The 11592-nt window shown below is 72.3% G+C and carries 13 protein-coding genes and 3 tRNA genes; 3 read left to right on the top strand and 13 right to left on the bottom strand.

What is annotated here, in order from left to right:
• Positions 1-2: 2 nt before the first annotated feature.
• The 4 genes from rplK to IEZ00_RS16325 form a co-directional block, all read right to left on the bottom strand.
• Positions 3-437, bottom strand: coding sequence for a 50S ribosomal protein L11 (gene rplK / locus IEZ00_RS16340; protein ID WP_189224115.1), 435 nt, complete (start codon positions 435-437; stop codon positions 3-5).
• An 82-nt stretch (positions 438-519) separates the two neighbouring features.
• On the bottom strand, positions 520-1305 hold the full coding sequence (gene nusG / locus IEZ00_RS16335) for a transcription termination/antitermination protein NusG (RefSeq protein ID WP_189224114.1): 786 nt from the start codon (positions 1303-1305) through the stop codon (positions 520-522).
• A 70-nt stretch (positions 1306-1375) separates the two neighbouring features.
• Positions 1376-1798, bottom strand: coding sequence for a preprotein translocase subunit SecE (gene secE / locus IEZ00_RS16330; protein ID WP_189224113.1), 423 nt, complete (start codon positions 1796-1798; stop codon positions 1376-1378).
• Between the two features lie 31 nt (positions 1799-1829).
• Positions 1830-1902, bottom strand: a tRNA-Trp gene (locus IEZ00_RS16325).
• Between the two features lie 181 nt (positions 1903-2083).
• Here IEZ00_RS16325 and IEZ00_RS16320 point away from each other — a divergent pair.
• Positions 2084-3325, top strand: coding sequence for a pyridoxal phosphate-dependent aminotransferase (locus IEZ00_RS16320; protein ID WP_189224112.1), 1242 nt, complete (start codon positions 2084-2086; stop codon positions 3323-3325).
• An 88-nt stretch (positions 3326-3413) separates the two neighbouring features.
• Here the strand turns inward: IEZ00_RS16320 and IEZ00_RS16315 are convergent, their stop codons facing one another.
• The 7 genes from IEZ00_RS16315 to IEZ00_RS16285 all read right to left on the bottom strand — a co-directional run bounded on the left by IEZ00_RS16315 (position 3414) and on the right by IEZ00_RS16285 (position 8559).
• Positions 3414-3836, bottom strand: a complete 423-nt coding sequence (locus IEZ00_RS16315) for a MaoC family dehydratase (RefSeq protein WP_189224304.1) — start codon at positions 3834-3836, stop codon at positions 3414-3416.
• Positions 3836-4285: a MaoC family dehydratase N-terminal domain-containing protein gene (locus tag IEZ00_RS16310; RefSeq protein ID WP_189224111.1), complete on the bottom strand. Its 450-nt coding sequence runs from the start codon at positions 4283-4285 to the stop codon at positions 3836-3838. Before IEZ00_RS16310 ends, IEZ00_RS16315 begins: the two co-directional genes overlap by 1 nt.
• Before the next feature lie 76 nt (positions 4286-4361).
• The gene (gene rpmG, locus IEZ00_RS16305) at positions 4362-4526 is read right to left on the bottom strand and encodes a 50S ribosomal protein L33 (protein WP_189224110.1); all 165 of its coding nucleotides are present in this window, start codon (positions 4524-4526) and stop codon (positions 4362-4364) included.
• A gap of 221 nt (positions 4527-4747) precedes the next feature.
• Positions 4748-4820: transfer RNA gene (locus tag IEZ00_RS16300), tRNA-Met, on the bottom strand.
• A 42-nt stretch (positions 4821-4862) separates the two neighbouring features.
• A tRNA-Thr gene (locus IEZ00_RS16295) sits at positions 4863-4938 on the bottom strand.
• Positions 4939-5003: 65 nt separating this feature from the next.
• A complete protein-coding gene (locus tag IEZ00_RS16290) occupies positions 5004-7613 on the bottom strand; it encodes a putative bifunctional diguanylate cyclase/phosphodiesterase (RefSeq protein WP_189224109.1) in 2610 nt (869 codons plus the stop codon).
• 175 nt (positions 7614-7788) lie between these two features.
• The gene (locus tag IEZ00_RS16285) at positions 7789-8559 is read right to left on the bottom strand and encodes a PhzF family phenazine biosynthesis protein (RefSeq protein ID WP_189224108.1); all 771 of its coding nucleotides are present in this window, start codon (positions 8557-8559) and stop codon (positions 7789-7791) included.
• 22 nt (positions 8560-8581) lie between these two features.
• Between IEZ00_RS16285 and IEZ00_RS16280 the strand changes: the two genes are divergently transcribed.
• Together IEZ00_RS16280 and IEZ00_RS16275 are read left to right on the top strand one after the other, a co-directional pair.
• Positions 8582-9385, top strand: a complete 804-nt coding sequence (locus IEZ00_RS16280) for a GNAT family N-acetyltransferase (protein WP_189224107.1) — start codon at positions 8582-8584, stop codon at positions 9383-9385.
• A 70-nt stretch (positions 9386-9455) separates the two neighbouring features.
• On the top strand, positions 9456-9710 hold the full coding sequence (locus IEZ00_RS16275; RefSeq protein ID WP_189224106.1) for a hypothetical protein: 255 nt from the start codon (positions 9456-9458) through the stop codon (positions 9708-9710).
• A gap of 97 nt (positions 9711-9807) precedes the next feature.
• On the opposite strand, the gene IEZ00_RS16270 is transcribed toward IEZ00_RS16275, so the two are convergent.
• Together IEZ00_RS16270 and IEZ00_RS16265 are read right to left on the bottom strand one after the other, a co-directional pair.
• A complete protein-coding gene (locus tag IEZ00_RS16270; RefSeq protein WP_189224105.1) occupies positions 9808-10425 on the bottom strand; it encodes a hypothetical protein in 618 nt (205 codons plus the stop codon).
• 156 nt (positions 10426-10581) lie between these two features.
• On the bottom strand, positions 10582-11532 hold the full coding sequence (locus IEZ00_RS16265; protein WP_189224104.1) for an NADP-dependent oxidoreductase: 951 nt from the start codon (positions 11530-11532) through the stop codon (positions 10582-10584).
• Between the last annotated feature and the right edge of the window lie 60 nt (positions 11533-11592).

The following is an 11592-nucleotide window of genomic DNA, read 5'->3' as shown; positions in this document are numbered from 1 at the left end:
GGTCAGCCCTCGACCGTGATGCCCATGGAGCGGGCGGTGCCGGCGATGATCTTCGCGGCCTGGTCGACGTCGTTGGCGTTGAGGTCGACCATCTTGGTCTGCGCGATCTCGCGGACCTGGTCCATGGTGACCTTGCCGACCTTGGCGCGGTGCGGCTCGCCGCTGCCCTTCTCCACACCCGCGGCCTTGAGGATCAGCTTCGCGGCGGGCGGGGTCTTGAGCTTGAAGTCGAACGAGCGGTCCTCGTACACGGAGATCTCGACCGGCACGACAGTGCCCCGCTGCGACTCGGTCGCGGCGTTGTACTGCTTGCAGAACTCCATGATGTTGACGCCGTGCTGGCCCAGGGCGGGGCCGACGGGCGGCGCGGGGTTCGCGGCCCCGGCCTTGATCTGCAGCTTGATGACAGCTGCGAGCTTCTTCTTCTTGGGTGGCATGTCCGTGCTTCCTCTATCGCGGTATCCGCGCGCGGCCCTGCCAGCCGCAGCGTGGCTGCCCGGCTCCCCGGAGGAAGCCGGATCAGATCTTGGAGACCTGGCTGAACGACAGCTCGACCGGGGTCTCGCGGCCGAAGATCGACACCAGGACCTTCAGCTTCTGGCCGTCCGCGTTGACCTCGCTGATCGTCGCGGGCAGCGTGGCGAACGGGCCGTCCATGACGGTGACCGACTCGCCGACCTCGAAGTCGACCTCGACGGTGGACTTAACCGGTGCGGCGGCCGCTTTCTTCCCGGCGGCCGGCTTCTGCTCGACCTGCGGCAGCAGGAACTTGAGCACCTCGTCGATGGTCAGCGGCGACGGCTTGGAGGTCGCGCCGACGAACCCGGTCACGCCCGGCGTGTTGCGCACCGCGCTCCACGAGGCGTCGTTGAGCTCCATCCGGACCAGGATGTAGCCGGGCAGCACCTTGCGCTGCACCTGCTTGCGCTGGCCGTTCTTGATCTCGGTGACTTCCTCGGTCGGCACCTCGACCTGGAAGATGTAGTCCTCCATGTCCAGGGTCTGGATGCGCGTCTCGAGGTTGGTCTTGACCTTGTTCTCGTAGCCCGCGTACGAGTGCACGACGTACCAGTCGCCGGGCGCGCGGCGCAGCGCCTCGCGCATCTCCGCGGCCGGGTCGACCTCGTCCTCGTCGACCGCCACGTCCTCGACCGCCACGTCCTCGGCCACCGCGGTCCCGTCGGTGTCCTCCGGCGTCGCGACCTCGACGTCCCCGGTGTCGTCACCGTCCTGCTCGGCGGTGAGCTCCCGCTCGTCGGTCAGGTCGTCCAGCTCCTGGGCGTCGACGCCGTTCTCGGAGGTCACTGTGGGTCTCGCTTCCTTTCGTGCATCACGTGTCCAGCCCCCGCCCGCGAGCGGGTCAGCCGGTCCGGCGTCAGCCGAACAGCCTGAACACGCCCCAGGCGAAGGCGGCGTCCAAGCCGAACACCAACGCCACCATGAAGGCCACGAAGACCAACACGACCGAGGTGTAGGTGACCATCTGCTTGCGGGTCGGCCAGATGACCTTCCGCAGCTCGCTGACCACCTCGCGGACGTAGCGGATGAGCCGCGCGAAGATCGAGGGGCGCTTCTCCCGGTCCTCGCGCGCCCTGGTCGGCTTGCCCTTGCGGGTGGCCTCCGCGTCGGAGTCGGCCTTGGCGGCCTCCTTCGACGGCTTCGCCTCGGCGGAGCGCGCGGCGTCCTTGCGGCCCGCCGGACGCGCGGAACCACGGCGCTCGCGGCGCGCGGCGGCGGTGACCGGCCGGGAGGCGCGCTCGCGCTCGTCCGGCTGGTCCTGCTCGCGGCCCTCGCTCATGCCGTCCTCCGCTCACCATCGCGATTCGACGCAGGGGCGACAGGACTTGAACCTGCAACCTGCGGTTTTGGAGACCGCTGCTCTGCCAGTTGAGCTACACCCCTTTGGAGCCCTCGGACTCCCTGGCTGCGGACGTCTTGCAGCCTCCTCACGTGGCTCGTGAGGCAGCGGCATGGCGTCCCAAGACCGGAAGCATACGGCACAGCGGGGGCACTCTTCCAACTGGCCCGGTCAGCGGGGGTGCCGGCGGCAAAACCGGTGGTGTCGTCTGCCACGATTGGCGGCATGGCTACGCCTGAGACGACCCCCGCGACCGGCACCCCCGACTTCCCGAGGATCTCCAAGCGGATCGGCGGCATCGCCGAGTCCGCGACCCTCGCGGTGGACGCGAAGGCCAAGGCGCTCAAGGCCGCCGGGCGGCCGGTGATCGGCTTCGGCGCGGGGGAGCCGGACTTCCCCACGCCCGAGGCGATCGTGGCCGCCGCGCAGGCCGCGTGCGCCGACCCGCGCAACCACCGCTACACGCCCGCCGCGGGCCTGCCCGAGCTGCGCGAGGCGGTGGCCGCCAAGACCCTGCGCGACTCCGGCTACCGGGTCCCCGCGAGCCAGGTGCTCATCACCAACGGCGGCAAGCAGGCCGTCTACCAGGCGTTCGCCACCATCGTCGACCCCGGCGACGAGGTGCTGCTGCCCGCCCCGTACTGGACCACCTACCCCGAGGCGATCACCCTCGCGGGCGGCGTCCCGGTGCAGGTCACCGCGGACGAGTCGACCGACTACCTGGTGACCGTCGAGCAGCTGGAGGCGGCCCGCACGCCGCGCGCGAAGGTGCTGCTGCTGTGCTCGCCGTCCAACCCCACCGGCTCGGTCTACAGCCGCGAGCAGATCACCGCGATCGGCCAGTGGGCGCTGGCCAACGGCCTGTGGGTGATCACCGACGAGATCTACGAGCACCTGGTCTACGACGGCGCCGAGTCGGTGTCGCTGCCGGTGGCGGTGCCCGAGATGGCCGACCGCACGATCGTGCTCAACGGCGTGGCCAAGACCTACGCGATGACCGGCTGGCGGGTCGGCTGGCTGATCGGCCCGGCCGACGTGGTCAAGGCCGCGGCCAACCTCCAGTCGCACCTGACCTCGAACGTGGCCAACGTCTCCCAGCGCGCCGCGCTGGAGGCGGTGTCGGGCCCGCTGGACGCCGCGCACGAGATGCGCGAGGCGTTCGACCGCAGGCGGCGCACCATCGTCGAGCTGCTGTCCGCGATCCCCGGTGTGACCTGCCCCACGCCGAAGGGCGCGTTCTACGTGTACCCGTCGGTCAAGGAGCTGATCGGCAAGCGGCTGCGCGGCACCACCATCACCGACACGGTCACGCTGGCCGCGCTGATCCTGGAGCACGCCGAGGTCGCCGTGGTGCCCGGCGAGGCCTTCGGCACGCCCGGCTACCTGCGCCTGTCCTACGCCCTGGGCGACGACGACCTGAAGACCGGCGTCACCCGCATGGGTGAACTCCTCCGCGAGGTGAGCTGACCCCACCCGGCCGCCCCGGTTCCATCGGGGCGGCCGGGTGGTAGTAACCGGCCCTTGAGCGGGCGCCGGGTAGTACTTGCAGGCGCGGTCAGGGGAGGCGGACGCGGGCGAAGGCGCCGCCCAGGACCGACTTGCCCTCGAACGAGGCCGTCACGTTCACCTTGAACGTGCCGTCCTCCAGGACCTTGGTCACCTTCCCGGTGACCTCCACGAGAGCGCCCTCGTCGTCGTCAGGCACCGGTACGGGCCTGCCGAACCGCACGCCGTACTCCACGACGGCTCCGGGGTCGCCCGCCCACTCGGTGACGATCCGGGCGGCCATCCCCATGGTCAGCATCCCGTGCGCGATCACGCCGGGCAGCCCCACCTCGCGGGCGAACCGCTCGTTCCAGTGGATCGGGTTGAAGTCCAGCGAGGCCCCCGCGTACCGGACCAGGTCGGCGCGGGTGATCCGCAGCGACACGGGCGGCAGCTCGTCCCCCACGGACACGTCAGCAGCTGCGAGCACCATCACGCACCCTCCCCGCGCACCACGAGCGTGGACCGCCCGGTGGTCACCAGTTCCCCGTCCTCGGCCGTGATCTCGGCCCGCAGCGACACCATGTCGTTGCCCATGCGGGAGGTGATCCCGTCGACGTGCAGCACCACCGACAGCCGGTCCCCGGCCCGGATCGGCCGGTGGTGCACGAACGACTGGTCCCCGTGCACCACCCGGCTGTAGTCCAGGCCCAGCGCGGGGTCGCCGATCAGCTGGTCGCTGGCCTTCATCGACAGGATGGTCGCGAACGTGGGGGGCGCGATCACGTCCTGGTACCCGGCGGCCCGAGCCGCCTCGACATCCCGGTGCACGGCGCTGCCCGCCCCCACCGCGTCGGCGAACTCCCGGATCTTCTCCCGCCCCACCTCGTAGGGCTCCGCAGCCGGGTAGGTCCGTCCGACGAACGACAAGTCAAGAGCCACCGCAGCAGGCTATACGCAACGAGGCCCGCCCCCATTCGGGGACGGGCCTCGCGGCGAACCAGGGATCGGACGACCCTCAGCGGGTCTCCTTGTGCGCCCGGTGCGTCTTGCAGTTCGGGCAGAACTTCTTGATCTCCAGGCGGTCCGGGTCGTTGCGCCGGTTCTTCCTGGTGATGTAGTTCCGGTGCTTGCACACCTCGCACGCGAGGGTGATCTTGGGGCGTACGTCGGTAGCAGCCACGGTCCTTGCCTTTCTAGAGCTCGGTGGCCCCGAAAACCCGAGGCAGGCTTACCACCCCGGCGGGATAAAGCAACCCCGCCGGCACCACCCGACCCAACCACCGGATCAGGGGGTCCAGGGGGGCGAAGCCCTCCCCGGGCGGGGTCCGGGGGCTGCGCCCCCGGTGTGATGCGGAGCGAGCCCGGTCCGCGCTTTCCGCGGACATGCCTCGCCCACTCGCGTAGCGGTGGCCGGACTTGAACCGGCGACACAGCGATTATGAGCCGCTTGCTCTGCCAACTGAGCTACACCGCTTCACACAACACGGCCGCGATGCTCACGCACCGCGGCCAGTTGTGGAGCCCCTTTACGGAATCGAACCGTAGACCTTCTCCTTACCATGGAGACGCTCTGCCGACTGAGCTAAAGGGGCTTGCTCTTGCGGAGCGAGGTGAACTCTACACACTCCCGGCCGAAGAGTGAAATCGGGGGGTGGGTTCAGTGCACAAGAGTGAGCACCGTCTCATCCCGCGCACCCCTGACCTGCACGGTTCGTGCGTGCAACCAAGCCTCGAAGCGATCTTCGGACAGCGGCCTGGAGATCAGGTAGCCCTGCGCCACGTCGCAGCCCATGCCCACCAGCTGGTCGCGCGCGGCGTCGTCCTCCACGCCCTCGGCGACCACCGTCAGGCCCAGCGAGTGGCCCAGCTCCACGATGGAGCGGACCACCGCCATGTCGCCCAGGTCGGTGCCCATGCCGAGGACGAAGCTCTTGTCGATCTTGACCTCGTCCACCGGCAGCTGGCGCAGGTAGGCCAGCGACGAGTAGCCGGTGCCGAAGTCGTCCACCGCGAGCACCACGCCCATCTGGTGCAGCCGCCGCAGCACCGGCAGCGCCCGCTCCGGGTCGGCCATCACGCCGGACTCGGTCAGCTCGAAGGTCAGCAGCTCCGGCGGCACGTCGTGGCGGGCCAGCGCGGCGGCCACGCGGTCGGGGAACTCCTCGTCGGCCAGCGTGCGCACCGACAGGTTGACCGCGATGGACATGCGCAGGCCGCGGTCGATCCACCGGCGGACCCGCTCCAGCGCCTTGTCCATGACGAAGTCGGTGAGCACGTCGACCAGGCCGGTGGCCTCCACGGCGGGCACGAACTCGTCGGGGTCGACCCGGCCGAACTCGGGGTGCTTCCAGCGCACCAGCGACTCCGCGCCGATCACCTGCTTGCTGGGCAGCGCCACCTTGGGCTGGTAGTGCACCGAGATCTGGCCGCTCTCCAGCGCCGAGCGGAACTGGGTGACCAGCTGGAAGCGGCGCAGGAAGATCTGGCCCATGCTGGGCGCGTAGGCGCGCAGCGGCTCGTTCTCGTTGGTCGCCCGCACCGCCACGTCCGCGCCCTGCAGCAGCGCGTCCGCGTCCGGGTCCTCCGCCTCGACGTCGGTGGTCGAGGCCCAGCCCACCACCGCGCCCGCCTCCACGGTGAGCCGGTCCACCGGGTAGGGCACCGACAGCGAGGCCCGCAGCCGCTCGGCGATCTCGCGGATGCGCTCGGCCTGGCGGTCGACCAGCAGCGCGGCGAACGCGCCGCCCTCCAGCCTGGCCAGCGGCACCTCCGGGCCCAGCTCGTCGCGCAGCCTGCGGCCCGCGGCGACCACCATCCGGTTGCCCCACGCCTGCCCCAGCGCGTCCAGCACGGTGGACAGCACGTCCAGGTCGACGCGCACCACCGCGGCGGTGTCGGACTCGCGCAGCGGCTCGGCCGCGGCCTCCCGGAAGCCGGTGCGGTTGAGCAGCCCGGTCAGCGGGTCGTGGTAGGCGTCGTGCCGCAGCCGGGCCAGCAGCCTGCGGTTGTCCACCGCGGTGGACAGGTGGCTGGCCAGCGTGCCCAGCAGCTGGATGTCGGCCCGGCCGAAGCCGCGCCACCGGCTGAGCCGGTCGTGCACCTCGACCGCGCCGAGCAGCTGGGTGGCCCCGCGCAGCGGCACCACCAGCGCTTCCTGCGCGTCGCGGCGGACCAGCGCCTCGGCGACCTCCTCGCCCGCCTCCGCCGCGCGGAAGTAGCGCACCTGGGTGCCGGGCAGCTGGAGCATGGCGTCCTCGCGCGGCAGGCGCTGCTCGTCGCGGCGCAGCGACGAGGGCAGGGGCTCGCCCGCGACCAGGGTGCGCATGGGCGCCTGCGGGTCGGTGCGCAGCCGCAGCACGACCCGGTTGGCGTTGAGCTGCTCGCGGATGCGCTCGGCGATCAGCTGCCACTCGTCGTCGTCGTCCTCGGCGCGGCCGTCGGCGCTGTCCGGCGCGGGGCCGCGCGGGCCGGTGGCGTGCCTGCCGGAGCGGGCCACCCGCAGCGAGACCTCGCTGAGCGCCTCCAGGTCGCGCTGCTCGCGCAGCAGGCCGGAGTAGGCCAGGTAGATGGCGGTGATGCCGGCGAAGACCAGCGCGATCAGCACCATGCCCCACAGGCCCCGGCTGGCGATCTCGTAGCCCGCCAGGCCCGCCGAGGTGTTCAGCAGCGCGACGACCAGGGTCTGCAGCACCAGCCGGACGCTCGGGGCGACCCGCATGCCCTTGCCCATCAGCCGCAGCGCGGTCAGGCCGAGCACGCTGGCCAGCAGCGGCACCGCGATGGTGCCGACGAACGCGCCCGCCCAGACGGGGCCGACGTCGCCGATGAGCCGCTTGACGGCCTCCGCGGCGGCGAAGGCCACCGAGATCTCCATGAACATCAGGCCCGCGTTGTAGACGGCGCGGTCGAGCACGCGCCTGCCCAGCAGCGTGCCCACGCCCGCGACCACGTGCGCGGCCAGCACCACCTCGAACGGCGCGACCAGCAGGCCCAGCACCAGCGGTATCTCGGTGAAGGAGATGGTCCACGCGACACCGCTGCGCACGTCGACGTTGATGGCCAGCTGCTCGGCCAGCAGGAAGCCGATCACCAGCAGCGGACCGGTCCACAGCAGCCGCGGCTCGGCCGGGTCCTCGGGCAGCCACCAGCCGACGGCGATCGCCGACAGCACGCCCGCCGCGAGCAGCGCGCCCGCGAAGGTGCTGAAAGCGCGGTTGGTGGACCGGGTCGGGGCGTTGGGCGCCGTGGCCGACACGTGGTCGGACATCCAGCCTCCTCGTCGGCCGTGGTCGCGGTGGGCCGGGTCGCGGCCTACGAGCTCCTGGCGTGACAGAGGGGTCTCGAACACCGACCGAGACCCCTCGAGCGGTCTCAATGTACCCCGGTTGGGCGACGAAATGGCAGGTCGCGCGGGCAATTGCCACCACAAGTAACGCAGCCGCTCACACGATCAGCCGCCCGCGCAGCACCGTAACGGCCCGTCCGGCCAGCCGCACGCGGTCGCCCACCAGGGTCGCCCGGACCTGCCCGCCGCGCGGCGAGCACTGCTCGGCGAACAGCTCGGGCTTGCCCAGCCGGGGTGCCCACCAGGACGCCAGCGTGCAGTGCGCGGAGCCGGTGACGGGGTCCTCCGGGACGCCGTAGGAGGGGTAGAAGCAGCGGCTGACCACGTCCAGGCCCGGCCGGTCGCCGGGGGCGGTGACGATGACGCCCCGGCCGGGCACCGCGGCCAGCGCGGCCAGGTCCGGCTCCAGCGCGCGCACCTGCGCCGCCGACGCGACCTGCACCAGCACGTCGGACACCGCGCGGCCGACCGCCTCGACGGTGACGCCGGGCAGTCCGGCGCGCAGCTCGGCGGTGACCTCGGCGGGTTCGGCGGGGTCGGCCGGGAAGTCCATCTCCACCCAGCCGTCGCGGGCGGCGCAGGTGAGCACGCCGCTGCGGGTGCGGAACCGGCGGTCGCCACCCAGCACGTGCGCGGCGGCCAGGGTCGCGTGCCCGCACAAGTCGACCTCGCGGACCGGGGTGAACCAGCGCAGGCCCAGCGGCTCGTCGTCGTCGCGCAGTTCGACGAACGCCGTCTCGGCGTGCTTCATCTCGGCCGCGACGGCCTGCATCCACGCCTCGTCGGCGGGGGCGGTGAGCAGCACGACGCCCGCGGGGTTGCCCGCGAACGCCCGGTCGGTGAACGCGTCGACCACCTGGACTTCCACGGCCCAGAGGCTACGGTCAGGCATGGACGACCTGCTGCCCCCTTTCCACGACGTGGAAGCCCGGTACTCCTTAACGGAGCTGTCCCCCGACGAGCTGAACGCCACCTGGGGCGCGCTGCGCGTGCACTCCCTGACCTGGCACCCCGACGCCGACCTGGACGACCTGCTGCGGCGCTGGCCGCTCAGCGGCGCGGACGACCCCGACACCGCCGCCGTGGTGGTCGTGCCGAGCCGGGCCGCCGACGCGCCCCGGACGCTGCGAGCGCACGGCTTCGCGCCCTCGGTGGTGATCGCCGCCCGCCGGGCGGGCCGAGGTCCCGCGCGGCCGTCGGAGGTGGCCGTCCGGGAGTTGACCGGGGCCGACGTGGACGTGGTGACCGAGCTGAACTTGGAGGTCGTCCGGTACGACAGCCGCTTCGGCATGGTCACCGAGCGGCCGAGCAGCGCGGCCCGGCTGCGCGAGCGCGTCGCGTCGCTGCTGGAGCGGGACCGGCCGTGCGCGTGGGTGGCGCACCGCGGCGGCGACGTGCTCGGGGCGCTGTACCTGGACTGGCCGGGGCACTCCGACTGGATCGCCGACCGCACCTCGCTCGCGCCCGCCGCCTACATCCCGATGCTGGGAGTGCGCTCCGAGGCGCGCGGCACGGGCGTCGGCAGCGCTCTGGTGCGCCACGTCCACGGTCTGCTGGACGGAGCGGGGGTGGCGGTGACGCTGCTGCACCACGCGCCGCTCAACCCGCTGTCCACCCCGTTCTGGTACTCCCACGGCTACCGGCCCCTGTGGACGACGTGGACGCGCTCCGGCGGACGTCGCCCGGCCGGGTGAACCGCGGGGGCGACAGGTACTCGACGCCCGCGAAGCGCCTCTTAGCGGTAAACGGGCGAAGGGGGTCGCCATGACAACGGTGAGCGAACCGGTGGGCCAGCTGTCGGGAAGGGCGAGGGCCATGCTGCGGGCGGTCGCGGCGGGTCGGGCGGAGCTGTCCGGGGGACGGGAGCCCGATCTCTACGTCGACGGGCTGCCCTGCTGCGACCAGATGGTCACGCACGACCTGGTGCACGCGGGCCTGCTGCGGGCACGCGCGGTGGTGGGGTTGGGGGAACGAGCGGACGCCGAGCTCACCGAGGCCGGGAAAGCCGCTCTCAGCTGACCCTCGAACATGTGTTCGAGATAGGTTATGCTGCACATGGGGCCGGCACGCAAGTGAGAGGAAGCACTTGCGCGTCGGCCCCACCCGTGCGGCGATCTCAGTCGCAGGCCGCCGGGTCGACCCGGTAGCCGGGGACGCCGGGCTCGCCCACGACCGGGGTCGTGGACAGGCGCGTGGCGATGCCGTCCCGCACGGCGTAGGTGGTGCGGTCGCCCTCGTAGACCCTCGGCTCGTTCCAGTCCCGGAGCCAGCCGCCCGCGGTGACGAACTCGCGCCCGCCCGGTCCCTGCGCGCAGCCGTAGCCGTTGAGGGCGCTCGCGCCGCCGCCCTCGAAGGCGTAGAGCTTGGTGCCGTCGGCCAGGCTGACCGCCCGCAGCCCGTCGAACAGGCCCCAGACGCTGAACGCCAGCACGTCACCGCTCGCCTGCTCGACCACCGCGATCTCGTGGCTGCCGTTGTCGTCCAGGTCGACGACGCGCGGTGGCCGCACGCCGACGTGGGGGTCGACGGGGAGCTTGGCGACGAGCCGCTCGCCGTTGACGGTGACGACCAGTTCCTGGTTCTCGGGCTCGTCCTCGACCCGCTGGAGCACGACCTGGTCCTCGACCCCGTCGCCGTTGACGTCCGCTCCCGTGGCGGCGGGTTGGGCGGTCGCGCTCGCGGGGGCCGTCCCCAGCAGCGCGGACGCGGCGGCGAGGAGCACGAGCAAAGGCACGCGAAACTTCTTCATAACTGCGGCTTCCCCTGATCACAGGCCCCGCGCGGTGTGGCGCCGGGCCGTGGCTGGATCGACGCGATCGGCGTCACCCTGAGTGACGTGAAGTGGATCAGCCACGTTCGTTTTCAGTGATCGAGATCACAACAGTTGGCCTCAGTTGACCAGGACGATCCTCCCCGGCGCATGGCGGGTCTCGCTCAACTCGTGCGCGGCGGCGGCCTCGGTGAGGGGGAACGTCGCCGCGACGGGAATCCGCAGCCCGCCCGCCTCGGCCAAGCGGACCGCGATGTCGAGACCGTGCACCGCGAGCGGATCGGCACCGGACCCCACGGCATCGCCGGTCCGCTCCGCCGGGGCGCCGTGCGACATGTGGACGCCGTGGGCGGCGGCGTCGAAGTCGGCGATCGTCACCACGCGCGCCGCGCCCCCCGCGATGGCGATCAGGTCGGGCAGCGCTCCCCCAGCGCAGTCGAACACCGCGTCGACCCCGCGCGGCGCCAGCTCCCGAACCCGGCCGGGCAACCCGGGACCGTACGTCGTCGGCACCGCGCCCAGCGACCGCAGGAAGTCGTGGTTGCGCTCGCTCGCCGTGCCGATGACCACGGCACCGCGAGCAGCCGCGAACTGGACGGCGACGCCGCCGACCGCGCCCGCCGCGCCGTTCACCAGCACTGTCTGCCCCGCCGTGACCCCGAGCCGGTCCAGGACGCGCGTGGCCGTCTCCACGCCGCCCGCCGCCCCGCCCGCCTCCGGCCAGCTCCACGCCGCGGGCTTGGCCGCCCACGCGCTCAGCACCACGTGATCGGCGTTGGCACCGCGCGTGGCCGTCGAAGCCATGCCGAACACCTCGTCACCGACGGCGACGCCGGTGACGCCCTCGCCGACCTCGTCCACCACGCCCGTCGCATCGAAGCCGGTCCGGTGCGGGAACGTGACGGGCACCGCGTCGCCCAGCGCGCCGGAGCGGATGAGCACCTCCCCCGTCGACAGCCCGGACGCCCGCGCGGCGACGCGGATCTCCCCCGGCCCGGCGTGCGGGGCCTCGACCTCGACCACGCGCACCACATCGGGCGACCCGAACCCGGTGAACACGACAGCTCTCATGGGCCGGACCGTAACGGAGCGTGCGGTCCGGTTAACTGAAGTGAGAGCGAGGAGGGCCGA

The organism is Saccharothrix coeruleofusca, from assembly GCF_014648515.1.
Lineage (GTDB): Bacteria > Actinomycetota > Actinomycetes > Mycobacteriales > Pseudonocardiaceae > Actinosynnema > Actinosynnema coeruleofuscum.
The sequence above is the reverse complement of the archived record's forward strand: the minus strand, read 5'-3'. Positions and strand labels throughout refer to the sequence as shown.